Annotated in this window: 22 protein-coding genes; 17 read left to right on the top strand and 5 right to left on the bottom strand. The window is 71.4% G+C overall.

Going from position 1 to position 22,760, the window contains the following annotated elements; genetic code table 11:
* Window positions 1-44 precede the first annotated feature (44 nt).
* Window positions 45-1,058 carry a Gfo/Idh/MocA family oxidoreductase gene (locus tag ACGFYY_RS37510; protein WP_365275459.1) on the bottom strand — a complete coding sequence of 338 codons (1,014 nt, stop codon included), beginning with the start codon at window positions 1,056-1,058 and terminating at the stop codon, window positions 45-47.
* A gap of 225 nt (window positions 1,059-1,283) precedes the next feature.
* Here ACGFYY_RS37510 and ACGFYY_RS37505 point away from each other — a divergent pair, with 225 nt between their 5' ends.
* The 9 genes from ACGFYY_RS37505 (at window position 1,284) to ACGFYY_RS37465 (ending at window position 8,813) form a co-directional block, all read left to right on the top strand.
* Window positions 1,284-2,264: a sugar ABC transporter substrate-binding protein gene (locus ACGFYY_RS37505; protein WP_393716507.1), complete on the top strand. Its 981-nt coding sequence runs from the start codon at window positions 1,284-1,286 to the stop codon at window positions 2,262-2,264.
* Window positions 2,261-3,295, top strand: coding sequence for an ABC transporter permease (locus ACGFYY_RS37500; protein ID WP_393716505.1), 1,035 nt, complete (start codon window positions 2,261-2,263; stop codon window positions 3,293-3,295). The genes ACGFYY_RS37505 and ACGFYY_RS37500 overlap by 4 nt, the downstream gene beginning before the upstream one ends.
* A complete protein-coding gene (locus tag ACGFYY_RS37495; protein WP_393716503.1) occupies window positions 3,262-4,200 on the top strand; it encodes an ATP-binding cassette domain-containing protein in 939 nt (312 codons plus the stop codon). Before ACGFYY_RS37500 ends, ACGFYY_RS37495 begins: the two co-directional genes overlap by 34 nt.
* On the top strand, window positions 4,197-5,369 hold the full coding sequence (locus ACGFYY_RS37490) for an ROK family glucokinase (protein ID WP_393716501.1): 1,173 nt from the start codon (window positions 4,197-4,199) through the stop codon (window positions 5,367-5,369). Before ACGFYY_RS37495 ends, ACGFYY_RS37490 begins: the two co-directional genes overlap by 4 nt.
* Entirely contained in the window at window positions 5,366-5,956 is a 591-nt protein-coding gene (locus ACGFYY_RS37485) for a hypothetical protein (RefSeq protein ID WP_393716499.1), read from the top strand. Before ACGFYY_RS37490 ends, ACGFYY_RS37485 begins: the two co-directional genes overlap by 4 nt.
* A gap of 41 nt (window positions 5,957-5,997) precedes the next feature.
* Window positions 5,998-6,630 (top strand): MBL fold metallo-hydrolase, encoded by a 633-nt coding sequence (locus ACGFYY_RS37480; RefSeq protein ID WP_393716497.1) that lies wholly within the window; start codon window positions 5,998-6,000, stop codon window positions 6,628-6,630.
* A 30-nt stretch (window positions 6,631-6,660) separates the two neighbouring features.
* Window positions 6,661-7,446: an exodeoxyribonuclease III gene (locus ACGFYY_RS37475; RefSeq protein WP_365275477.1), complete on the top strand. Its 786-nt coding sequence runs from the start codon at window positions 6,661-6,663 to the stop codon at window positions 7,444-7,446.
* A gap of 70 nt (window positions 7,447-7,516) precedes the next feature.
* The gene (locus ACGFYY_RS37470; RefSeq protein ID WP_365275479.1) at window positions 7,517-7,957 is read left to right on the top strand and encodes a DUF6278 family protein; all 441 of its coding nucleotides are present in this window, start codon (window positions 7,517-7,519) and stop codon (window positions 7,955-7,957) included.
* A gap of 112 nt (window positions 7,958-8,069) precedes the next feature.
* Window positions 8,070-8,813, top strand: coding sequence for an amino acid ABC transporter ATP-binding protein (locus ACGFYY_RS37465; RefSeq protein ID WP_189740706.1), 744 nt, complete (start codon window positions 8,070-8,072; stop codon window positions 8,811-8,813).
* A gap of 58 nt (window positions 8,814-8,871) precedes the next feature.
* Here ACGFYY_RS37465 and ACGFYY_RS37460 read toward each other — a convergent pair whose 3' ends face one another.
* Both ACGFYY_RS37460 and ACGFYY_RS37455 read right to left on the bottom strand, forming a co-directional pair.
* On the bottom strand, window positions 8,872-10,431 hold the full coding sequence (locus ACGFYY_RS37460; protein ID WP_393716541.1) for a CocE/NonD family hydrolase: 1,560 nt from the start codon (window positions 10,429-10,431) through the stop codon (window positions 8,872-8,874).
* A 228-nt stretch (window positions 10,432-10,659) separates the two neighbouring features.
* Window positions 10,660-11,832: an Ig-like domain-containing protein gene (locus ACGFYY_RS37455; RefSeq protein WP_365275517.1), complete on the bottom strand. Its 1,173-nt coding sequence runs from the start codon at window positions 11,830-11,832 to the stop codon at window positions 10,660-10,662.
* A 246-nt stretch (window positions 11,833-12,078) separates the two neighbouring features.
* Here ACGFYY_RS37455 and ACGFYY_RS37450 point away from each other — a divergent pair, with 246 nt between their 5' ends.
* The 6 genes from ACGFYY_RS37450 (at window position 12,079) to ACGFYY_RS37425 (ending at window position 18,987) form a co-directional block, all read left to right on the top strand.
* Window positions 12,079-13,248, top strand: coding sequence for a peptidoglycan bridge formation glycyltransferase FemA/FemB family protein (locus ACGFYY_RS37450; protein ID WP_365275485.1), 1,170 nt, complete (start codon window positions 12,079-12,081; stop codon window positions 13,246-13,248).
* The gene (gene murJ / locus ACGFYY_RS37445) at window positions 13,245-14,939 is read left to right on the top strand and encodes a murein biosynthesis integral membrane protein MurJ (RefSeq protein ID WP_393716493.1); all 1,695 of its coding nucleotides are present in this window, start codon (window positions 13,245-13,247) and stop codon (window positions 14,937-14,939) included. The genes ACGFYY_RS37450 and murJ overlap by 4 nt, the downstream gene beginning before the upstream one ends.
* 41 nt (window positions 14,940-14,980) lie before the next feature.
* On the top strand, window positions 14,981-15,664 hold the full coding sequence (locus ACGFYY_RS37440; RefSeq protein ID WP_365275488.1) for a response regulator transcription factor: 684 nt from the start codon (window positions 14,981-14,983) through the stop codon (window positions 15,662-15,664).
* A gap of 6 nt (window positions 15,665-15,670) precedes the next feature.
* Window positions 15,671-17,116, top strand: a complete 1,446-nt coding sequence (locus tag ACGFYY_RS37435) for an ATP-binding protein (RefSeq protein WP_393716491.1) — start codon at window positions 15,671-15,673, stop codon at window positions 17,114-17,116.
* Window positions 17,113-17,643, top strand: a complete 531-nt coding sequence (locus ACGFYY_RS37430) for a hypothetical protein (RefSeq protein ID WP_393716489.1) — start codon at window positions 17,113-17,115, stop codon at window positions 17,641-17,643. The genes ACGFYY_RS37435 and ACGFYY_RS37430 overlap by 4 nt, the downstream gene beginning before the upstream one ends.
* Window positions 17,644-17,727: 84 nt before the next feature.
* On the top strand, window positions 17,728-18,987 hold the full coding sequence (locus ACGFYY_RS37425; RefSeq protein ID WP_393716487.1) for a cytochrome P450: 1,260 nt from the start codon (window positions 17,728-17,730) through the stop codon (window positions 18,985-18,987).
* Here ACGFYY_RS37425 and ACGFYY_RS37420 read toward each other — a convergent pair.
* Entirely contained in the window at window positions 18,947-19,675 is a 729-nt protein-coding gene (locus ACGFYY_RS37420; protein WP_393716485.1) for a hypothetical protein, read from the bottom strand. The two genes, ACGFYY_RS37425 and ACGFYY_RS37420, sit on opposite strands and share 41 nt — an antisense overlap.
* Window positions 19,676-19,776: 101 nt before the next feature.
* On the opposite strand from ACGFYY_RS37420, the gene ggt reads away from it, so the two are divergent.
* Window positions 19,777-21,576: a gamma-glutamyltransferase gene (gene ggt, locus ACGFYY_RS37415; protein ID WP_393716483.1), complete on the top strand. Its 1,800-nt coding sequence runs from the start codon at window positions 19,777-19,779 to the stop codon at window positions 21,574-21,576.
* 10 nt (window positions 21,577-21,586) lie between these two features.
* Here ggt and map read toward each other — a convergent pair whose 3' ends face one another.
* Window positions 21,587-22,354, bottom strand: coding sequence for a type I methionyl aminopeptidase (map, locus tag ACGFYY_RS37410; protein WP_365275506.1), 768 nt, complete (start codon window positions 22,352-22,354; stop codon window positions 21,587-21,589).
* A gap of 64 nt (window positions 22,355-22,418) precedes the next feature.
* Here map and ACGFYY_RS37405 point away from each other — a divergent pair, with 64 nt between their 5' ends.
* Window positions 22,419-22,670: a helix-turn-helix domain-containing protein gene (locus ACGFYY_RS37405; protein WP_365275508.1), complete on the top strand. Its 252-nt coding sequence runs from the start codon at window positions 22,419-22,421 to the stop codon at window positions 22,668-22,670.
* Window positions 22,671-22,760 lie beyond the last annotated feature (90 nt).

The following is a 22,760-nucleotide window of genomic DNA, read 5'->3' as shown; positions in this document are numbered from 1 at the left end:
CAGCCGACATTGATCACCCGTCGTACTGTGGCCCCGTGCCCCCCTTACAGAGCCGGCAGGTCCGGGAGCTCCTCCAGCCGCACCCGGCGCCGCTCCCGCCGCGAGAGTTCACAGGCCTCCGCGATCCGGAAGGCCGCCAGCGCCTCCCGGCCGTCGCAGTGATTGGGTCCTTCGCCTCGCACCAGCTGGACGAAGGCCGCCAGCTCGGCCTCGTAGGCGGGGGCGAACCGCTCCAGGAAACCCGCCCACGGCTTGCTCGCCGCGGGCGGGCCGTACGGTTCGGTGGAGGCGATCGGCGTCCGGTCGTCCAGCCCGACGGAGACCTGGTCCCGCTCCCCGGCCAGCTCCATGCGCACGTCGTACCCGGCACCGTTGCACCGCGTGCCGGTGGCCGTGACCAGGGTGCCGTCGTCCAGCGTCAGCACGGCGGCCGCGGTGTCGATGTCGCCCGTCTCACGGAACAGCGCCGGACCGGCGTCCGACCCGGCCGCGTACACCTCGACCACCTCGTGCCCGGTCACCCAGCGGACCATGTCGAAATCGTGCACCAGGCAGTCCCGGTACAGCCCGCCCGAGGTCGCCAGGTACGCGGCTTCCGGCGGCGCCGGATCGCCCGTCGTGGTCCGGACGGTGTGCAGCCGCCCCAGGGCGCCCGACCGGACCCGCTCCCGGGCCGTGCCGTAGCCCGCGTCGAAGCGCCGCATGAAGCCCACCTGGAGCAGTCCGCCCAGGGCCGCGACCTCCCGCAGCGCCGCGAGGGTCCGGTTCAGGTCAGGGGCCAGCGGCTTCTCGCAGAACACCGGCAGCCCGCCACGGATCGCCCGTACGACGAGATCCGCGTGCGCCTCGGTCGCCGACGCCACCACCACCGCGTCCACGCCCCAGGTGAAGACCTGCTCCACGGAGGGCGCGGCGGTGGCCCCGAGCCGGTCGGCGAGGCGCGCCGCCCGCGCGGGTTCGGCGTCCGCGAGCAGGAGCGAGCCCGCCTCCGGGTGGCGTGCCAGTGCCGCCGCGTGGAAGGACCCGATCCGGCCCGTTCCGATCAAGCCGATGCGCATGCACTCAACCTGACCCTGTCGGCGGAACCTGTCAATCCGCCCACGCATGTCAACCTGACCGCGCGTGCCCCGATGCCCCTTCATGGTCGACTGTGGCGGATACTGAGCGGCTGGACCGGAATGGAGCCGGAATGACCGGATTGGTGACCGGCTCGACGACGGACCGAATTGGTGACGAGGGAAGGGCGCGGCGACGTGGCTAGGGTTCGGACAGGGGTACGCGTCGTGGGCGCCGTGCTCGCGGCGGTACTGGGGGCCTCGCTCGCGGGCTGCAGCAGTACGGGCGGCAAGCGCGCCGAGGAGCGCGCGAGGGCCGCCGAGGCGGGCCGACCCGCCGTCTCCACGCCGCGCTGGACCTTCGCGATGGTCACGCACGCGGGCGACGGGGACACCTTCTGGGACATCGTGCAGAAGGGCGCCAAGGAGGCCGCGGCGAAGGACAACATCAACTTCGTCTACGCCCACGACGACCAGGCCCAGCAGCAGGCACAGTTCGTGCAGAACGCCATCGACCAGAAGGTCGACGGGATCGTCGTCAGCCTGGCCAAGCCCGAGGCCCTCAAGGACGTCCTCGCCAAGGCCGTCAAGGCCGGCATCCCCGTGATCACGGTCAACTCCGGCTCCGCCCAGTCGGCCGAGTACGGGGCGCTGACCCACATCGGCCAGGACGAGGAGATCGCCGGCGAGGCCGTCGGCACCGAGCTGAACAAGCGCGGGAAGAAGCGGGCCGTCTGCGTCCTGCACGAGCAGGGCAACGTCGGCCACGAGCAGCGCTGCGCCGGGGCGAAGAAGACCTTCTCCGGCACCATGGAGAACCTGTACGTCGAGGGCACCAACATGCCCTCCGTCCAGGCGTCCGTGCAGGCGAAGCTGCAGGCCGACCCGTCCGTGGACGCGATCGTCACCCTCGGTGCCCCCTTCGCCCCGACCGCGATCAAGGCGAAGGAAGCGGCCGGCAGCAAGGCCGAGGTCGACACCTTCGACCTCAACGCCTCGGTCGCCCGCGACCTCAAGTCCGGCGCCCTCGGCTTCGCCGTCGACCAGCAGCCCTACCTCCAGGGCTACGAGGCCATCGACCTGCTGTGGCTCTACCGCTACAACGCGAACGTGCTCGGCGGCGGCCGCCCGGTGCTCACCGGCCCGCAGATCGTCACCGCCGACGAGGCCGCCGAGCTGGAGAAGTACATCCAGCGGGGCAGCCGATGAGCACCCCCGCCGCCGTCGACGAACGGCTCGCGCCGACCTCCACCCTGCGCAAGCTGCTCGCCCGCCCGGAGCTCGGCTCGGTGGTCGGCGCCGTCGCCGTCTTCGTCTTCTTCTCGATCGCCGCCCCGAGCTTCCTGCAGGCCTCCAGCCTCAGCACGGTCCTGTACTCGGCCTCCACCATCGGGATCATGGCCGCGCCGGTGGCCCTGCTGATGATCGGTGGCGAGTTCGACCTCTCCGCCGGTGTCATGGTCACGACCTCGGCGCTGGTCAGCTCGATGTTCAGCTACCAGATGACCGCGAACGTCTGGGTCGGCGTCGGCGTGTCCCTGCTGGTCACCCTGGCCATCGGCTTCTTCAACGGGTTCATGCTGACCCGCACGAAGCTGCCCAGCTTCATCATCACGCTCGGCACCTTCCTGATGCTGACCGGCCTGAACCTCGGCTTCACCAAGCTGATCACCGGCACGGTCTCCACCAAGACCATCGCCGACATGGAGGGCTTCTCCTCCGCCCGCGCGCTCTTCGCCTCGCAGTGGAACATCGGCTCGGTCACCCTCAAGGTCACCATCCTGTGGTGGTTCGCCATCGTCGCCGTCGCCACCTGGATCCTGCTGCGCACCCGCGCCGGGAACTGGATCTTCGCCGTGGGCGGTGGGGCCGACGCGGCCCGCGCCACCGGCGTGCCCGTCGTGAAGACCCGGATCGGGCTCTACATGGGCGTCGCCCTGTGTGCCTGGATCTCCGGACAGCACATCCTCTTCTCGTTCGACGTGGTCCAGTCGGGCGAGGGCGTCGGCAACGAGTTCCTCTACATCATCGCGGCCGTCATCGGTGGCTGTCTGATGACCGGCGGCTACGGCTCCGCCATCGGCTCGGCGGTCGGCGCCTTCATCTTCGGCATGACCAGCAACGGCATCGTGTACGCCCAGTGGAACCCGGACTGGTTCAAGTTCTTCCTCGGCGCGATGCTGCTGCTGGCCACGCTGCTCAACGCATGGGTCCGCAAGCGGGCGGAGGCACGGGCATGACCGGCGACGCACTCGTGAAGCTGACGGACGTCAGCAAGTACTACGGCAACATCCGCGCCCTCCAAGGGGTCTCCCTGGAGGTGTCGGCGGGCGAGATCACCTGTGTCCTCGGCGACAACGGCGCCGGGAAGTCCACCCTCATCAAAATCATCGCGGGGCTGCACCGGCACGACGCCGGCACCTTCGAGATCGAGGGGGAGGAGACCGTCCTCGCCAACCCCCGCGCGGCCCTCGACCACGGCATCGCCACCGTCTACCAGGACCTCGCCGTCGTCCCGCTCATGCCCGTCTGGCGGAACTTCTTCCTCGGCTCCGAGCCCACCAAGGGCCGCGGCCCCCTCCGCCGCCTCGACGTGGAGCTCATGCGCGAGACCACCCGCGCCGAGCTCCTGCGCATGGGCATCGACCTGCGCGACGTGGACCAGCCCATCGGCACCCTGTCCGGCGGTGAACGCCAGTGCGTGGCCATCGCCCGCGCCGTGTACTTCGGCGCCAAGGTCCTCGTCCTCGACGAGCCCACCGCCGCCCTCGGCGTCAAGCAGTCCGGAGTGGTCCTCAAGTACGTCGCCGCCGCCCGGGACGCGGGCCTCGGCGTGGTCCTGATCACGCACAACCCGCATCACGCGTACCTGGTGGGGGACCGTTTCGTGCTCCTCAAGCGCGGCGCCATGGCGGGCAGTCACACCCGCGAGTCGATCACGCTCGACGAACTCACCCGGCAGATGGCGGGCGGCTCCGAGCTGGACGAACTGAGCCACGAACTGGAGCGAGTGGCAGAATCAGGGGCAGGCGCCCCACACGCCACGGCCGCGAAGGACCGCGCAGCCGGTCGGAGCGGCCCGGCGGACGACGCCGACCGGCCCCCCCGAACCACCGCACCCAAGAGGGACGACACGACTCGATGAGCACGTACCGGGATTTCGCGCTCACCCACCGGGGGTCGGCGCGAGGCACCGTCCTGCGGACCATCGGGACCCGGGAACGCCGGTCGCACCTGACCGCCCCGCGCGTCCCCACGGTCGGCATCGACATCGGCGGCACCAAGGTGATGGCCGGCGTCGTCGACGCCGACGGGATCATCCTGGAGAAGATCCGCACCGAGACCCCGGACAAGTCCAAGAGCCCCAAGGTCGTCGAGGACACCATCGTCGAGCTGGTGCTGGACCTGTCCGACCGGCACGACGTGCACGCGGTCGGCATCGGGGCGGCCGGCTGGGTCGACGCCGACCGCTCCCGGGTGCTGTTCGCACCCCACCTGGCCTGGCGCGACGAGCCCCTGCGCGACGCGCTCCAGTCCCGGCTCGCGGTCCCGGTCATGGTCGACAACGATGCCAACACCGCCGCCTGGGCGGAATGGCGCTTCGGCGCCGGCCGCGGCGAGGACCACCTCGTCATGATCACGCTCGGCACCGGCATCGGCGGGGCCATCCTCGAAGGCGGCCAGGTCAAGCGCGGCCGGTACGGGGTCGCCGGCGAGTTCGGCCATATGCAGGTCGTCCCCGGCGGCCACCGCTGCCCCTGCGGCAACCGCGGCTGCTGGGAGCAGTACAGCTCCGGCAACGCCCTGGTCCGCGAGGCCCGCGAGCTGGCCGCCGCCGACTCGCCGGTCGCGTACAACATCATCGCCAAGGTCGGCGGCAACGTCCACGAGATCACCGGACCGCTGATCACCGAGCTGGCCCGCGAGGGCGACGCCATGTGCGTCGAGCTGCTCCAGGACATCGGCCAGTGGCTGGGCGTCGGCATCGCCAACCTCGCCGCCGCGCTCGACCCCTCCTGCTTCGTCATCGGCGGCGGCGTCAGCGCCGCCGACGACCTGCTGATCGGCCCGGCCCGGGACGCCTTCCGCCGCCACCTCACCGGCCGCGGCTACCGCCCCGAGGCCCGGATCGCCAAGGCCCAGCTCGGCCCCGAGGCGGGCATGGTCGGCGCCGCCGACCTCGCCCGGCTCGTCGCCCGCCGCTTCCGCCGCGCCACCCGCCGCCGGGTCGAGCGCTACGAGCGGTACGAGCGCTACGCGCAGCAGCTGGGCCGGCGCGACCCCGCCGCCCCCGACGACCAGGACGCACAGTGAACCCGCCCACCCTGCCCCACCAGGCCTCCGCCCCCGACGCCGAAGGCACCCCGACGCCCACCGCCGAGGACCGCAGGCACGTCGTCAAGCGCCGCTGGATCACCGCGATCATCATCCTGCTGCTGGTCGGCGTACCTGCCGGCTACCTGGCGATCTCCACCCAGCAGAGCCGTGAGAGCGGCCGCGACAAGGCCGCCAAGGTCGGCGCGTCCCAGGTCCGCCCGGGCTGGCCCTCCAAGGTGCAGCGCAGCATCTACGAGGTCCCGGTACCGGACCAGGCGTGGCGCGTCGGGTTCCTGGAGACCAACAACTGGCGCACCAGCCGGCTGTACGTCCAGTTCGCGGTCACCCCGCCGGAACTGGACCGCTTCCTGTCCTCCCTCGGCATCGGCCGGAAGGACCTGACCCCCGGCGTCTCGATCTCCGCGCACGACACCTCGATCGCCGGCTGGCACTGGAAGCCGCAGACCCCGTGGCAGGGCACCACCCTGGAACAGGACGACCCGCGGCCCACCCGGGACATCACCGTCGACCTCACCGACCCCAAGGTCTCCAAGGTCTACGTGGTCTCCTCCACCACCCCCTGACCGGGCCCCGGACCGGTCCCCTTCCCCGCTAGCCTGGGATCATGAAGCTCACCAAGCGGCTGCATTCCTGCGTCCAGTTGGAGAAGGACGGGCGTACGCTCGTCATCGACCCGGGCGCTTTCAGCGAACCGGACGCGGGCCTGGGGGCGGACGCCCTGCTGGTCACGCACGAACACCCCGACCACTTCGAGGAGGGCCGGCTGCGGGCCGCCCTCGACGCCGATCCGGCGGTGGAACTGTGGACCCTGCGCAGCGTCGCCGAGAAGCTCGCCGCCGCCTATCCGGGCCGGGTGCACACCGTCGGTCACGGTGACACCTTCACCGCGGCCGGGTTCGAGGTCCAGGTGCACGGGGAGCTGCACGCGGTGATCCACCCGGACATCCCGCGCGTCACGAACGTCGGCTACCTCGTGGAAGGTTCCCTCTTCCACCCCGGGGACGCGCTGACCGTGCCCGGAGTCCCCGTCGACACGCTGATGGTCCCGGTGCACGCCCCCTGGAACAAGGTCTCCGAGGTGATCGACTACCTGCGCGAGGTCAAGCCGCGCCGGGCCCTCGACATCCACGACGCCTACCTCTCCGACATCGCCCGGCCGATCTACGACGGCGCCCTGGCCGCCCTCGGAGGCACCGACCACGGGCGACTCACCGCGGGGGACTCCGCCGAACTGTGACTGTCGGTGCCGGGCGGTAGGTTGGCACGTATGCGTATCGCCACCTACAACGTCAACTCCATCACCGCCCGGCTGCCGCGCCTGCTGGCCTGGCTGGAGAGTTCCGGCACGGATGTCCTGTGCGTCCAGGAGACCAAGTGCTCGGCGGAGCAGTTCCCGCACGACGCGCTGCGCGAGCTGGGCTACGAATCGGCGGTCAACGCCACCGGCCGCTGGAACGGCGTGGCCCTGCTCTCCAAGGTCGGCCTGGACGACGTGGTCCTCGGACTGCCCGGCGGGCCCGACTACGAGGGCGTCCAGGAGCCCCGCGCGATCTCCGCCACCTGCGGCGGGGTCCGGGTCTGGTCCGTGTACGTGCCGAACGGGCGCGAGGTCGAGCACGACCACTACGGCTACAAGCTGGACTGGTTCCGCTCCCTGGCCACGGCCGTCGCCGAGGACGCGGCCGGTCCGCGCCCCTTCGCCGTCCTCGGCGACTTCAATGTGGCCCCGACCGACGAGGACGTCTACGACCCGGCCGTCTTCGCGGGCCTCACCCACGTCACCCCCGCCGAGCGGGCCGCCCTGGAGGCGCTGCGCGCCGCCGGCCTCTCGGACGTGTTCCCGCGCGCGCTGAAGTACGACCGTCCCTACACCTTCTGGGACTACCGGATGCTCGCCTTCCCCAAGAACAAGGGCATGCGCATCGACCTGGTCTACGGGAACGAGCCCTTCACCAAGGCCGTCACCGACTCCTACGTCGACCGCGAGGAGCGCAAGGGCAAGGGCGCCTCCGACCACGCGCCCGTCGTCGTGGACCTGGACCTCGGCGTCTGAGGATGTGTGGACCGACGGATCCAGGCGCGCCCTGTGGTCAGCGGCGGATCCTGGTGCGACGCTGGGCGGTATGAACATCCCTTTCCTGGGCAACTGGCTCAGCCGACGCGAGACGGAACAGGGTGCGGGACTCGCCGTCGCCCTCGCGGACGACCCCGAGGGCGTCGCCGAGTTGTTCTCGGAGTGCGAGATGCTGCGGGTCCAGGCGCGGGCGGCCGGGCTCGAACTCGATGAGAGCCAGGCCTCGTTGGAGGCCCTGGACCAGCTGATGCCGCGCTGGCGACGGGACCCCGAGGCGGTGCCCTGGCTCGGCAACGACGCCGGCTTCTACCTCGGGACCGTGATCATCCGGACCGTTCCGGGAGCGGCCTGGCTGGTGTGGCCCAACGGCCAGCCGGTGATCCGGCTGGCCTCGGGCCGGGAGCTGAACGTGATCGAGTCGGGCGTGTCCTGGGCGATGACCGGATCGCCCGAGCTCAGCCAGGCGTACGCGGAGGCCTCCGAGGGTTGACGTTCCGGCGTGTCGTGTTCCCCTTACCGTGCGAAGTGCCCTTCCGCGCCTGGATAGTTTGCGCTGACCTCGGCACACCGGGGCCGACTCCGACAAGTGGGCAGGGCAGCACATGGCCGTCGAACCGTTGATCGAGCTGCGGGACGTCAACAAGCACTTCGGTGCCCTGCACGTACTGCGGGACATCAACCTCACCGTCGGCCGCGGGGAGGTGGTGGTGGTCATCGGCCCCTCCGGCTCCGGGAAGTCCACCCTGTGTCGGGCGATCAACCGGCTGGAGACCGTGGAGTCCGGCACGATCCTGATCGACGGGGAGGCGCTGCCCGCCGAGGGCAAGGAGCTGGCCCGGCTGCGCGCCGAGGTGGGGATGGTCTTCCAGTCCTTCAACCTGTTCGCGCACAAGACGGTCCTCGCCAATGTCTCGCTCGCCCAGGTCAAGGTCCGCGGCCGAAAGCGCGGCGAGGCGGACCGGCGCTCCCGGGAGCTCCTGGAGCGGGTGGGCCTGGCCGACCAGGCCGAGAAGTTCCCGGCCCAGCTCTCCGGCGGTCAGCAGCAGCGCGTGGCCATCGCCCGCGCCCTCGCCATGAGCCCCAAGGCCCTGCTCTTCGACGAGCCCACCTCGGCGCTCGACCCGGAGATGATCAACGAGGTGCTGGAGGTCATGCGGCAGCTCGCCCGCGAGGGCATGACCATGGTCGTGGTCACCCACGAGATGGGCTTCGCCCGCTCCGCCGCGAACCGCGTGGTCTTCATGGCCGACGGGCGGATCATCGAGGACCGCACCCCGGAGCAGTTCTTCACCGCCCCGGAGAGCGACCGGGCCAAGGACTTCCTCTCCAAGATCCTCAAGCACTGACGGCGCCGGGCGCCGCGGCGGTCGCTGCCGGGCGGCCCGGGCCCGGCAGCGGCGTGGATCACCGCTCGCGCAGCGGCACCGACACGTAGCTGGGATCGGTGCGCGGGGAGGAGAAGGTCAACTGCGCGCCGAGGGGGTTGTGTTCGATGTAGAGCGGGTCGACGGTGTCGACGAGGAGGGCGAGCCGGTGGCCCGCGGGGACGTCGTAGGCGGTGGAGAACAGCTCCAGGTCCACGCCGAAGGCCTGGCCGGGGGCCTTGCCGTGGAAGGTGTACGGGGCGTTGCTGACGAGCTTGCCGATGCCGAGCGGGCCGACGTCGTAGAGGTACGCGACGAAGGTGCCGTCGCCCTTGGTGGGGGTGACGGTGGTGTGCAGCTTCGCGGTGCCGCGGATCCGGCGCGCCCGGTCGTAGCGCTCCGACTGCCAGACGGCCGCGAAGGCCCGGGGGAGGAGCGGGATCGAGGCGATCGGCGGCGCCTTCACGAACTGGTCGAGGGCGCTGGACAACAGGAGGATGCCGCCGTTGGCGCCGGAGTCGACATTGGCGAAGAGGTGCTCGTTGTCGGACAGGGCGAGTTTCTCGGTGCCCCCGGCGCCGACCGACTTCCAGTCGGCGTAGCCCTCGTACCCGTCGTCGCTACGGGACTTGATCTGCACCGGGGCCTCGGTGTCGACGCCGTTGCGCTCGCCCTTGAGGTAGCGGTCGAACCAGCGGTGCGCGTTGGTCCAGGTGTCGTTGGGCAACCCGAGCAGGCCGGTGCCCTCGGCGGTGGCGTGGTCCCCGGGCCGGAACTCCAGACGCTTGGGGCCGGTCAGCCGCTCGTAGAACTTCGCGTACTGGTTGGGCGGGAAGATGGTGTCGCCCCAGGCGTTGCCGAGCATGATCGCGGCGCCGTTGGCGTTGATCCGGTCCACCTGCTCGGAGGGCGAACGCCGCCTGCCCCACTCGATCATCTCCTGCTCCCGGTCCAGCCGGGAGCCGAGGAAGTTGCCGAGCAGCGTCTTCAGTTCGGGTCCGGGACGGCCGGTGAGGTATCCGGCGGCGCCGAGCATCGCGGCGGCCTGGACGTGCTGGGTGCGACCGGAGTAGATGGACTCGATCAGGTCGGCCCAGCCGCTCATCGCGACCACGGCCTTGACGCGCGGGTCGTGGGCGGCGGCCAGCAGGGTGATGCCGGCGGCGTACGAGACCCCGCCGAGGCCGATGCGGTCCGCGTCGGCGGGGGAGTTGGCGAGGGCCCAGTCGATGACGGCGCTGACGTCGGCGATGTCCGGCGGGCCGGCCACCTCGATGTTGCCGCCGGACAGCCAGAAGCCGCGCGAGGTGTAACTGACCACGACGTAGCCGGAGTCCGCGAGCTTCTTGGCCTGGGCGATGTACTCGACCTGGGGCAGGCCCCAGCTGGTGGGCAGCACGATCAGCGGGTAGGTGCGGCCGCTCTCGGCCCCGGCCGGGGTGAAGACGTTGCCTTTGAGGGTGATTCCGCCGGAGCCCGGGATGTCGTGGAAGCGCACCTGCGACGAGGCGTCGGCGGCGGCTGCCGCGGTGGTGGCGGGCGCCGCCTGGGCCTGGTGGGGGGCCAGGCCCAGGGTGGCTGCCGCCAACACGGTCGCCATGGCCGCGGCGGTGGTGGTGCGTCGCATCTCTCGCTCCTCGTGTACGCCGGGGTTGTTGTCAAAGTGACCCGACGGTAACGGGAGCGTGTTACCGAAAGTAACCCGTGAGTAAGTTACGTGCTGGTAACAATTGGGCGATTACGGTGGACCGGCGGCGGACCGGCCGCGGTACGGGTCCGGGCGGGCGTGCGAGGGGCCCGCGCGGGCCGCGCGTCGGCCCGCCGGCCGTCAGCCGTTCTGCGGCGTGCCGGACAGGGCGCTCTTGGCCTTCCACTGGTCCCACGACAGGTTCCACTCGCCGTAGCCGTTGCCCAGCTCCGCCTGGCCCTTCGAGCCCTCGCCGACCACCTCGAAGAGGTCGCCGACCTGCGACTGCCCGAAGAACTCCTTCGCGTCGGCGTCGCTCATCCCCACGCAGCCGGAACTGCTGTTGGCGCGGCCGAAGTTGCCGGAGTTCCAGGGGGCGGCGTGCGCGTACATGCCGGACCAGGTCAGCCGCATCGAGTAATCGACCATCTTGTCGTAGGCGTTGTCGAGGCCCACCGTCTGGGAATCCATCCGGATGGTGCCCTCCTTCGTCATGATCACCATCTTCCCGGACCACGACGCCTTCTTGCCGCCCGGCGTACCGGCCGAGATCGGGACCGCCTTCTGCGCCTGACCGTTCTCGGTCACCGTCATCTTCTTGCTGTCGAGGCTGACCTGGATCCGGCGATCCTTACCGATCTTGAACTCGGTGTTGTAGTCGCGGGCGAACAGCCCACCGCCCTTGCCGGAGTCCACACCGTTCAGGTGCATCTCGACCTTCACGTCCGTGCCGGACTTCCAGTAGTCCTTCGGCCGCCAGTCCACGCGGTCCTTGCCGTCGTAGTCCTTCAGCCAACCCCACGAGCCCTCGGTGTTGTCCGAGGCGGTGACCTTGAGCTGCTTCTCGACCTCGGCCTTGTTCGTCACCGGGTTGTCGAAGACCAGGGACACGGGCATGGCCACGCCCACCGTGCTGCCCTTGGAGATGTTGATCGAGACCTTGTTCACCTTGTCGGCGGCGCTGGTCCTGAACTGGGTGGCGGCGCTCTGGCTGTCGGTGTTCTGCGCCTCGACCTTGTACTCCGCACCGGGCGGGGCGTTGCGCTCCGAGGTCCAGGTCTTCCCGTCGTCGGATATCTTCCCCGGCAGCTCCGTGCCCTTGGCGTCGGTCACCTTCACCTGCGCCAGCTTGCCCTCCGCGACGGTCACCACCACCGGCTGGCCCGCCTTGACCTGATCCCCGGTGAGGTTCACCGAGACCGCCATGGCCGTCTTCGGCTTCTGCGGCTCGGCCTTGCCCTTGTCGTCGCCGCCGCCGTCGCTCGCGCCCGTGCAGGCGGTGAGCGAGGCGGCCAGAAGTGCGGTGCCCGCCATGGCGGTGCGGCGTATACGGCTCAACGAAGGGCCCTTTCCAGGAGCGGTGGGGAGTGACGTTCGCAAAAGGAGATGCCAACGACCCGACTTTAGGTTCCGCGATCGGGGGAAAACCTCGTCCTTTCTCTTGTGACGTCGACCGCAGCGAAACGGTCATCGTCCGGTCACAATCGCCGCGCACAGCGGTCACGGGCGACTGTGAAAGTCCTGTGAGAGACCGTCAGGACGACAGGAAGGCCGTCTGCCGTGTGCGCACTGCTCGTGACCCCCGCCCAGCAGGACCATGACCAGGACCGGGAGCTCCGCGTGCGTGCCCTGTCCGTCTCCGAATACCAGGCGTTCCTTTCCCGCGACGGCGGGGCGAGCTTTCTCCAGTACCCCTCCTGGGCCCGGGTAAAGGACCTCTGGCGCTCGGAAAGGGTCGGTTGGCACTATCCGGACGGACGGATTCAGGGTGCCGGTCTCGTTCTCTATCGGCAATTTCCCGGGACCCGCAAATACTTCGCCTACCTCCCCGAGGGGCCCGTCGCCGACTGGTCCGACCCGCACATCGACCGCTGGCTGACCCCGCTCATGCGCCACCTGCGCTCCTCCGGCGCCTTCGCCGTCCGCATCGGCCCCACCCCCGCCTACCGCCGCTGGGACGCGGCCACCGCCAAGTCCGCCTCCGGGCCCGGCCGGCAGATATCCGACGTCCTCGCCACCGAGGTCGACCCGGTGGGCGCCGCACTCGCCGACCGGCTGCGCACCCGCGGCTGGACGCGATGCGGCGGCGAGGACGACGGCGACGCCCAGCCCCGCCACGTCTTCCGCGTGCCCCTGGCCGGCCGCACCCTCGACGACGTGTGGGCGAGCCTCAACCAGGAATGGCGCCGCAACGTGCGCAAGGCCACCAAGTCCGGCGTGGAGACGATCATCGGCACCGCCGCCGACCTCCCGGAGTTCTACCGCCTGCTGCGCATCACCGAGGAACGCGACGGCTTCCGGCTCGGCCGCTCCCTCGCCTACTACGAGCAGCAGTACCAGGTCCTCAACGAGGAGGCGCCCGGCCGCATGCGGCTCTACCTGGGCGTCCACCAGGGCGAGATCCTCGCCGCCCACACGATGATCACCGCCGGGAAGCGGGTCTGGTACCAGACCGGCGCCTCCGCCGACCACCGCCGCGAGGTACGCCCCAGCAACGCCCTGCAATGGCGCATGATCTGCGATGCCCACGCCCTCGGCGCGGAGGAGTACGACATGCGCGGGGTACCCTCCACCCTTGACCCCTCGGCGCGTTCCTACGGGCTGCTGCGCTGGAAGCTCGGCACCGGCGGGCAGGTCGTCGAGACGCTGGGAGAGTGGGAGAAACCGATGGACGGAGTCGCCAACACGGCGCTCTACAAGGCGTTCCAGGCCTATCTGGCCCGCCGGTGACGGCCACCGACACCGACAGCGCCACCCGAGCCGAAGCCGCCCCGGCGAGCACCGGCGCGAGCACCGGCGCGCCATCGGGGAAGACCTCGGTGCTGCGCAGCGGCGCGCTCATGGCGGCCGGCTCCATCGTCTCCCGTGCCACCGGCTTCATCCGCTCCGCCGTCGTCGCCGCGGCGCTGGGCGCCGAGTTCCTCGGCGACAGCTACACCGCCGCCAACACGGTCCCGAACATCATCTACATGCTGCTCATCGGCGGCGCGCTCAACGCCGTCTTCGTACCCGAGCTCGTCCGGGCCGCCAAGGAGCACGCGGACGGCGGATCCGCCTACACCGACCGGTTGCTCACCGCCTGCACCGCCGCCCTGGTGGCGCTCACCGCCGTCGCGGTCCTCGCCGCCCCACTGATCGTCTCGGTGTACACCGACTACGACGGGGCACAGGCGAGCACCACCGTGGCCCTCGCCCGGTACTGCCTGCCGCAGATCCTCTTCTACGGGCTCTTCACCCTGCTCGGGCAGGTACTGAACGCCCGCGGCCGGTTCGGCGCGATGATGTGGACCCCGGTCCTCAACAACGTCGTCATCATCAGCGTCTTCGGGCTCTTCCTCCACCTCTCCCACGACGGGGCGAACGGCCTCACCGCCGACGAGACGCGGCTCCTGGGTCTCGGCACCACCCTCGGCATCGTCATCCAGGCCCTCGCCCTCGTCCCCTCGCTGCGTGCCGCACGCTTCCGCTGGCGCCCCCGCTTCGACTGGCGCGGCAGCGGCCTCGGCCGGCCCCTGCGCAACGCGGGCTGGCTGATCATGCTCGTCCTCACCAACCAGATCGCCTACTGGGTCGTCACCCGGCTCTCCATCACCACCGGACGGCACGCCGTGGACGCCGGCCTCGCGGGCGGCGCCGGCTACATCGCCTACACCAACGCCTACCAGCTGTGGGTCGTCCCGCAGGGCATCATCACCGTCTCCCTCGTGACCGCCCTCATGCCACGGATGAGCGCGGCCGCCACCGACGGCGACCTCTCCGCCGTGCGCCGTGACATCTCCTACGTGCTGCGCTCCAGCGCCGCCCTCGTCGTGCCCGCCGCCGCACTCTTCGCCGCCCTCGCCCCCTGGGTGATGGGCAGCGTCTTCGAGTACGGCCGCACCGACGCCGCCGACATCGAGGTCATGGCGGGCATGCTCATCGCCTTCGCACCCGGCCTGATCGCCTACTCCGCCCAGTACGTCCTCTCACGCGGCTTCTACGCCCTGTCCGACACCCGGACCCCCTTCTTCCTGAACCTGGTCATCGCCGCGCTCACCGCCGGACTGTCCGCCGCCGCCTACTTCCTGCTGTCCCCGCGCTGGGCCGTCACCGGCATGGCCGCCGCCTCCTCCGTCGCCTTCCTCGCGGGCGCCGCCGTCACCGCCCACACCCTCACCCGACGGCTCGGCCCGCGCGCGGGCACCCGTACGCAGCGGCGCGCCACCGCCCTACGGACCCACCTAAGGCTCCTGGCCGCCTGCGCACCGGCCGCCGCCGCCGCGTACGCGGCCGCCCGCGCCACCGAGCGGTTCGGCGACCTCGCCGCGGTCGGGGCGGGAACCGTCACGCTGGCGCTCGTCGTCGTCGTCCTCGCCGGGCCGCTGCGCCTGACCGAGATCACCGACATGCTGGACTCCCTGCGGCGCAAGACCGGCCGGTAGCGGGAGGACGGCCCCCGCACCACCTTTGGGATACTGACCGGATGCCACGCGTACTGCTGATCGAGGACGACCCTTCCATCCGCGAGGGGGTCGGCCTCGGCCTGCGCCGCCGGGGCCACGACGTGAGTTCCGCCGAGACCGGCGAGGAAGGGCTGGCGCTGATGGGAGGCTTCCGCCCCGAGCTCGTCCTGCTCGACCTGATGCTGCCGGGCATCAACGGAGTCCAGGTCTGCCGCCGCATCCGAGAGACCAGCCAGGTCCCGATCATCATGCTCACCGCACGCGGCGACGACTTCGACATCGTCGTCGGCCTGGAGGCCGGCGCCGACGACTACATCGTCAAACCCGCCCGCACCGAGGTCATCGAGGCACGCATCAAGGCCGTCCTACGCCGGCTCAACGACCCCGTGGGCAGCCGTCCGGGAGTCGAGCACCACGGCGAGTTGAGCATCGACCGCGCCGGACTGAGCGTGGCGAAGAACGGCGAGCGCGTCCCCCTCGCCCCCAGCGAGATCAAGCTCCTGCTGCACCTGTCGGCCTCGCCCGAGCAGGTCTTCTCCCGCCAGCAACTCCTCGAGTACGTCTGGGACCACAGCTACCACGCCGACGCCCGGCTCGTGGACGCCTGCGTCCGCCGGCTGCGCACCAAGGTCGAGAACCCCGACGCGAGCCCCCGCTACATACAGACCGTGCGCGGCTTCGGCTACCGCTTCGGTCCCCTGTAGGCGACCGTGCGACGTATAGCGCCGTTGGGCCTGCGCACCCGGTTGATCGCGGCCTTCCTCCTGGTCGCCGCGATCAGCGCGGTGACCACCGCCGCCCTCACCTACCAGCAGGCGCGCAACGCGATCCTCAAACAGACCCAGGACACCGCCGTCAGCACCCTGCGGGACCAGATCGAGCAGCAGGAGTTCCGGCTCCCGCTGGATCAGACGGAACTCCAACGCATCGTCATCGACCTCGGCAAGCGCGGCAAACCGCACCCGTGGATCATCTTCGGCGAGTACGGCAGCGTACGGGTCTCCACCAACCCCGACACACCGACCTCCAGCGTGATCACCGACAACCTGCGCGAGAAGGTCCGGCGCAACGACTACACCGCCTTCCAACGGGTCGAGGACCAGCGCGGCAACCCGTGGCTCACCGTCGGCGTCCCCGCCCTCTTCGAGCACAACGGCTACACCGAGTCCACCGGCGCCGTCTTCTACGCCAGCGTTCCGCTCTCCACCGAGAAGCAGACCGTCGAGGCGATGGTCGACGCCGCCAAACAGGGCGCCGTCCCGGGTCTGGCCATCGCCGTCGTACCCGCGCTGCTGGCCGCCCGCAGCGTACTGCGGCCGGTCCGCGACATGCGCCGGGCCGCCCAGCACCTCGGCAGCGGCCGCCTCGACACCCGGATCGAGGTCCGGGGCGCCGACGAACTCGCGGGGCTCGCCCGCACCTTCAACGAAACCGCCCGCGCCCTCGAACAGTCCGTGCGCGAGCTCCAGGACGCGGAGGTCCGCGCCCGCCGCTTCGCCTCCGACGTCTCCCACGAACTGCGCACCCCCCTCGCCGGGATGCTCGCCGTCACCGAGGTCCTCGACGAGGACGCCGAACGCCTCGACGCCGACACCGCCAAGGCCCTGCGCCTGGTCAGCGCCGAGACCGGCAAACTCGCCGTCCTCGTCGAGGACCTGATGGAGATCTCCCGCTTCGACGCCCGGGCCGCCGAGCTCAACCTCGACGACGTGGACATCGCCGAAGCCGTGCGCAAGACCCTGGAGCGCCGCCACTGGGTCGACGACCGCATCGTCACCGAGTTGCCGGACCACGTGCGCGCCCGGCTCGACCCGCGCCGCTTCGACGTGGTCCTCGCCAACCTCGTCGGCAACGCCCTGAGGCACGGCGGCGCCCCGGTACGCGTCACCGTACGGACCGCACCGGGCGAGGACGGCGAACGGCTGCTGATCGACGTCGCCGACAGCGGCCCCGGCATAGCCCCCGAGGTGCTGCCGCACATCTTCGACCGCTTCTTCAAGGCCGACGCGGCGAGGACCCGTTCCGCCGGCAGCGGTCTCGGCCTCGCCATCACCCTGGAGAACGTCCGCCTGCACGGCGGTACCCTCCACGCGGCCAACGGGCCGTCCGGCGGCGCGGTCTTCACCCTCGACATGCCCCTGGAGGCCCGCGGATGACCCGGCTCAGGACGCGGTCCCGGGCGGCCGCGACCACGGCAGTGCTGGTGGGCTGCGCCCTGCTGCTCACCGGCTGCGGGATCAAACGCACCGGGGTGATCGACAGCGGGCACGCCGCCACCGTCAAGGTCCCCGGAGGCAACAGCACCGTCGTCTACTTCCTCTCCAAGGAGGGCGACCGGCTCGTCCCGTCCCCGATCGTCGGCTTCGAGGGCCACGACATCAATCCCGTGGTGCTCGTGAGCCTGCTGCTGGGCGGACCCCGTGGCCGGGCCGGCGAGGTCGGGCTCACCACGGGGCTGCCCCGGCTGTCCCCCGAGAAGGACGAGAAGCTCGCGGTGAGCCCCTACTCGCATCAGGGGACGACCGTCGGGGTGCCGTTCCCGGTGGCCGACCTGTCGCCTCTGGCCCGGATGCAGCTCGTGTGCACCGTCGGCCTCTCCGCCGTCCCGGAAACCGTCACCCCGGTCATCCTGATCGGCACCGACACCACCCTTCCCGCCGCCGACTGCGATCTGAAGCGCTGACGGGGTCCGGCCCCGGCGCGCGAGGCCCGCGCTCTCGCGGCCGCGCCCTTGCGGTCGGGGCCGCACACCCGTCACGGTGACCCCATGGATCACGCCGCGGACGTCCCCGACGTCTTCGACCCCCGCATCTACGCCTCCGGCATCCCGCACGAGCGCTACCGGCTGCTGCGCGAGAGGCATCCCGTCGCCTGGCAGGCCGAGCCGGAGATCCAGGGCTGGCCCGCCGGCCCCGGTTTCTGGGCCGTCACCCGGCACACCGACGTCATCCGCGTGCTGCGCGACCACCGGACCTACTCCTCCTGGCTGGGCGCCACCCAGATCCGCGACCCCGATCCCGCCGACCTGCCGTTCCTGCGCCGCACCATGCTCAACCAGGACCCGCCCGAGCACGGCCGGCTGCGGCGGCTGGTCTCCCGCGCCTTCACCCCCGCCCGCGTCGACGCCTTCGCCGGACGGGTACGGGAGCGCGCCCGCGCCCTGCTCACCGCCGCCCGCCGGGACACCGAGGACGGCACCGCCGATCTCGTACGCGCCGTCACCGACGAGTACGCGCTGCTGAACCTCACCGACCTGCTGGGGGTCCCGGCCGCCGACCGGGCCCTGCTGCTGGAGTGGACCGTACGGATCATCGGGTACCAGGATCCCGACGACGCCCCGGCCCCGCTCCTCGGCCCGGACGGCGCACCGCTCAACCCGCGCTCACCGGCCCTGCTCGGCGAGATGTTCGCCTACGCCCGCGAACTGGCCGACCACAAGCGCGCCCACCCCGGCGACGACGTGATGACCGCCCTCGCCGAGGCCGGGCTCGACCCCGCCGAACTGGAGATGTTCTTCTTCCTGCTCACCGTCGCGGGCAACGACACCGTACGCAGCGCCGCCCCCGGCGGCCTGCTCGCCCTGGCCCAGGATCCGGACGCCTACCGCCGGCTCGCGGACGGATCCGTCCCCTTCCACCGGGCCGTCGACGAGCTCCTTCGCGTGCACCCGCCGGTGCTCAGCTTCCGCCGTACGGCCGCCGTCGACACCGAACTGGCCGGGCAGCGGATCCGCGCCGGGGACAAGGTCGTGGTCTTCCACGCCTCCGCCAACCACGACGAGCGCGTCTTCGCCGATCCGGGCCGCCTGGACCTCGCCCGGACGCCCAACCCGCACGTCTCCTTCGGCGACGGCCCGCACGTCTGCCTCGGCGCCCACTTCGCCCGGCTCCAGCTGCGCACCCTCTACGAGGAGTGGTGCGCGGCCATGCCTGTCCCCGAACTGGCGGGCCCGCCGCGCCGGCTGGTGTCCAACTTCATCAACGGGATCACACGGCTGCCGGTGCGGGTGACCGGGCCGGCCCGGTGACGTCCGCCACCAGCTCCGCCACGTCCGGTCCGTAGGCATCGGAGTTGATGACCTTCAGCAGGAGGCAGAACGGCTCCCGGCCGTACTTGCGGGCCAGCCGCTCATGGTGCTTGGCCAGATGACGGGCGGCGGCCTGGTTGCTGTTGGCCGTCTGTCCGGAGAGCAGGAACACCGGCCGGGAGCCGTGCCGCGTCGTCAGCCGAGCCAGCAGCACGTACTCGACCATCCCCTTCTCCCAGCGGTAGCTCTCCTCGCCGATGCGGATGGCACCGCGATCCGGATGGCCCGACGCGAGGCCCACGTCGACCTGCACACCCGGCAGCATGGAGGTCAGATGTGCGGTCGTGCGGGCGTTGGAAGCGGGTCCGCCGACACAGAACTCGGCCCGTTCGCCGAAGCCCTGGCGGGCCTCGTCGTGCGTGACGATCTGGACGTTCGCCCCGCAGTCCTTGATCAGTGCGGAGATCTCCAGCAGTGCGAAGGCGTCGCTGCGGTGCACCGAATTGTCCTTGGCGCCCACCTGGCGGTTGACCACGAACAGGCAGTCGGAGCCGGTCGGCAGCCCGAAGAAGGCCTGCTTGCGGCGGAGCGCGCGCCGCGAGAGGTAGGTCCGGGAGAACCAGCCGAACCCGCCGCTCACGGCGGTGGCTATCACCCCGAGCACGATGTTGCGCACGTCGTCGTTCATGCGGCGGATGGTAGCGGCAGGGCGGTGCTCCTGACGCGGGGGGTGCGGTGAAGTTACGCTGCGCCGACCAGACCTGACATGCCGTCGACCGGAGGAACCGGATGCGTGCTCCCGCCGCACGTCAGTTAGCGCTCGTCGCCCTCGCCGGAGCGCTCGTCTCCACCGGGGCCGCCGCCCCGCCCACCACGACCGCCCCACCGGCCAAGGTGCCCGTCGCCGTCGGCCACGGCGGAGCCGTCGCCAGCGTCGACGCCGACGCCTCCGCCGCGGGCATCGCCGTCCTGCGTTCCGGCGGCAACGCCGTGGACGCGGCCATCGCCACCGCCGCCGCGCTCGGGGTGACCGAGCCCTACTCGGCGGGCATCGGCGGTGGCGGCTACTTCGTCTACTACGACGCCCGCACGCACCGCGTCCACACCCTCGACGGCCGGGAGACCGCCCCCGCCACCGCCACCGAGACCCTCTTCCAGGAGAACGGGCAGCCCATCCCCTTCGCGGAGGGCCAGACCAGCGGCCTCGGCGTCGGGGTCCCCGGCACCCCCGCCACCTGGAAGAGCGCCCTCGACGCCTGGGGCACCCGCCCCCTGGACAAACTGCTGAAGCCCGCCGAGAAACTGGCCCGCGACGGCTTCACGGTCGACAGCACCTTCCGGGCCCAGACCGAACTCAACCAGGACCGCTTCAAGGACTTCCCGGCCACCTCGAAGCTCTTCCTGCCGGGCGGCGCCCTGCCGGTGGTCGGCTCCACCTTCAAGAACCCGGACCTGGCCGCCACCTACGCCGAACTCGGCCGCAAGGGCACCGGCGCCCTCTACCGAGGCCCCCTCGCCGAGGACATCGTCCGGGCCGTGCGTACACCCCCGGTGGACCCGGCGGCCGCCCGCAACGTCCGTCCCGGCGATCTGACCACCGCCGACCTGCGCGCGTACGCCACCAAACGGCAGGACCCCACCCGGGTGGGCTACCGGGGGTTGGACGTCTACAGCATGGCGCCCTCCTCCTCCGGCGGCACCACCGTCGGCGAGGCACTGAACATCCTGGAGCGGACCGACCTCTCGAAGCTGTCCGAGACGCAGTACCTGCACCGTTTCATCGAGGCCTCGCGGATCTCCTTCGCCGACCGGGGCCGCTGGGTCGGCGACCCGGCGGCGGTGGACGTGCCGACGCGCGAGCTGCTCTCGCAGCGGTTCGCCGACTCGCGCGGCTGCCTGATCTCGCCCGACCGCACGCTGACCAGCCCGCTCGCCCCCGGTGACCCACGCCGTCCGGCGGCCTGCGGCGGCTCCGGCCGGGCCGCCCCGACCACGTACGAAGGGGAGAACACCACCCACCTGACGGCCGCCGACCGCTGGGGCAACGTGGTCTCCTACACCCTGACCATCGAGTCCACCGGCGGCAGCGCGATCACCGTCCCGGGCCGCGGCTTCCTGCTCAACAACGAGCTGACCGACTTCTCCTTCGCCCCGGCCGCACCCGGGGTCCCCGACCCGAACCTGCCCGGCCCCGGCAAGCGGCCGCGCTCCTCCATGGCCCCGACGATCGTGCTGGAGGACGGCCGTCCGGTGCTCGCGGTGGGCTCCCCGGGCGGCGCCACCATCATCACCACCGTGCTGCAGACCCTGATCGGCCACCTGGACCGGGGGCTGCCCCTGGTCGACGCGATCGCCGCGCCACGCGCCAGCCAGCGCAACCAGACCACCACCGAGCTGGAGCCGGGCCTGTGGAACAGCCCGCTGCGCGCGGAGCTGGAGGCGATCGGCCAGGCCTTCCGGCAGAACCCGGAGATCGGCGCCGCGACCGGCGTGCAGCGGCTGCCGGACGGCCGCTGGCTGGCGGCGGCCGAGACCAGCCGCCGGGGCGGCGGCTCGGCGATGGTGGTCCACCCGCACGGGAGGCCGTAGCGTCACAGCACTAGAGGACGGTGAGGATCCGCGGACCGTCGGCGGTGATCGCGACCGTGTGCTCCGAGTGGGCGGCGCGGCTGCCGTCGACGGTGCGCAGGGTCCAGCCGTCCGCGTCGCAGCTGTAGTCGTCCGTGCCGCCCGCGATCAGCATCGGCTCGATGGCGAGGACCAGGCCGGGACGCAGCTTCGTCCCGACTCCCGGCGGGCCCTCGTTGGGCACGCCCGGGTCCTCGTGCATGGTGCGGCCGATGCCGTGGCCGCCGAAGCCGTCGGGCACCCCGTATCCGGCGGCCCGGCAGGTCGAGCCGATCGCGTGGGCGATGTCGCCGATCCGGTTGCCGGGCACGGCGGCGGCGATCCCGGCGGCGAGGGCCGCCTCCGACGTCTCGATCAGCCGGAGGTCCTCGGGGCGTGCCGAGCCCACCGTGAAGCTGACCGCCGCGTCCCCGGCCCAGCCGCCGAGCTGCGCCCCGCAGTCGACGCTGACCAGGTCGCCGTCGCCCAGCCGGTGGTCGCCGGGGATGCCGTGCACGATCGCGTCGTTCACCGAGACGCACACCACGGCCGGGAAGGGTACCGGCGCGAACCGCGGCCGGTAGCCGAGGAAGGGCGAGGTGGCGCCTGCCTCGTGGAGCACCTCGCGGGCCACCCGGTCCAGGTCCAGCAGGGACACGCCCACGTCGGCGTGCTCCCGTACGGCGGCCAGGGCGCGGGCGACCACCCGGCCCGCGGCCCGCATCTCGTCGATCTCTCGGTCCGTCTTCAGTTTCACCATGCCAATAACTATACCGGTATAAAAATAACGGGATAGTTATTGGTGCGCGGGGTAGGATGAGGCCATGGTCCGTACCCCCCTCACCCCCGAAGAGCGCGAGCGCGGCGAGCGGCTCGGCGTCCTGCTGCGCGAAGCCCGCGGCGACCGCAGCATGGTCGAGATCGCGGCCGGCGCCGGGCTCTCCGCCGAGACCCTGCGCAAGATCGAGACCGGTCGGGCGCCCACCCCCGCCTTCTTCACGGTCGCCGCCCTCGCCGCGGCCCTCGGCCTCTCCCTGGACGACCTGCTGCGCCGCTGCGCCGTCGTCCCCGCCTAGTGCCGTGACCGGAAAGGTTCACCGGGTCGCGCTGCCCGGCACGGCACCTCGCCGCGTTGTCGGACCACGGCGGTACGTCCGGTACGAGCC

Source organism: Streptomyces sp. NPDC048331 (assembly GCF_043201215.1).
Classification (GTDB): Bacteria; Actinomycetota; Actinomycetes; order Streptomycetales; family Streptomycetaceae; genus Streptomyces.
Note: the sequence above shows the minus strand (reverse complement) of the source record. Positions and strands in the feature narration are given on the sequence as shown.

What these genes read in the sequence shown, in the direction of transcription:
- map (WP_365275506.1), bottom strand. Translation starts at nt 22,354, where the DNA reads ATGGTGAAACTGAAGACGGACCGAGAGATCGACGAGATGCGGGCCGCG.
- ACGFYY_RS37500 (WP_393716505.1), top strand. Translation starts at nt 2,261, where the DNA reads ATGAGCACCCCCGCCGCCGTCGACGAACGGCTCGCGCCGACCTCCACC.
- ggt (WP_393716483.1), top strand. Translation starts at nt 19,777, where the DNA reads ATGCGTGCTCCCGCCGCACGTCAGTTAGCGCTCGTCGCCCTCGCCGGA.
- ACGFYY_RS37460 (WP_393716541.1), bottom strand. Translation starts at nt 10,431, where the DNA reads ATGGCGACCGTGTTGGCGGCAGCCACCCTGGGCCTGGCCCCCCACCAG.
- ACGFYY_RS37420 (WP_393716485.1), bottom strand. Translation starts at nt 19,675, where the DNA reads ATGAACGACGACGTGCGCAACATCGTGCTCGGGGTGATAGCCACCGCC.
- ACGFYY_RS37430 (WP_393716489.1), top strand. Translation starts at nt 17,113, where the DNA reads ATGACCCGGCTCAGGACGCGGTCCCGGGCGGCCGCGACCACGGCAGTG.
- ACGFYY_RS37455 (WP_365275517.1), bottom strand. Translation starts at nt 11,832, where the DNA reads ATGGCGGGCACCGCACTTCTGGCCGCCTCGCTCACCGCCTGCACGGGC.
- ACGFYY_RS37470 (WP_365275479.1), top strand. Translation starts at nt 7,517, where the DNA reads ATGAACATCCCTTTCCTGGGCAACTGGCTCAGCCGACGCGAGACGGAA.
- ACGFYY_RS37405 (WP_365275508.1), top strand. Translation starts at nt 22,419, where the DNA reads ATGGTCCGTACCCCCCTCACCCCCGAAGAGCGCGAGCGCGGCGAGCGG.
- ACGFYY_RS37495 (WP_393716503.1), top strand. Translation starts at nt 3,262, where the DNA reads ATGGGTCCGCAAGCGGGCGGAGGCACGGGCATGACCGGCGACGCACTC.
- ACGFYY_RS37490 (WP_393716501.1), top strand. Translation starts at nt 4,197, where the DNA reads ATGAGCACGTACCGGGATTTCGCGCTCACCCACCGGGGGTCGGCGCGA.
- ACGFYY_RS37425 (WP_393716487.1), top strand. Translation starts at nt 17,728, where the DNA reads ATGGATCACGCCGCGGACGTCCCCGACGTCTTCGACCCCCGCATCTAC.
- ACGFYY_RS37510 (WP_365275459.1), bottom strand. Translation starts at nt 1,058, where the DNA reads ATGCGCATCGGCTTGATCGGAACGGGCCGGATCGGGTCCTTCCACGCG.
- ACGFYY_RS37480 (WP_393716497.1), top strand. Translation starts at nt 5,998, where the DNA reads ATGAAGCTCACCAAGCGGCTGCATTCCTGCGTCCAGTTGGAGAAGGAC.
- ACGFYY_RS37440 (WP_365275488.1), top strand. Translation starts at nt 14,981, where the DNA reads ATGCCACGCGTACTGCTGATCGAGGACGACCCTTCCATCCGCGAGGGG.
- ACGFYY_RS37465 (WP_189740706.1), top strand. Translation starts at nt 8,070, where the DNA reads ATGGCCGTCGAACCGTTGATCGAGCTGCGGGACGTCAACAAGCACTTC.
- ACGFYY_RS37475 (WP_365275477.1), top strand. Translation starts at nt 6,661, where the DNA reads ATGCGTATCGCCACCTACAACGTCAACTCCATCACCGCCCGGCTGCCG.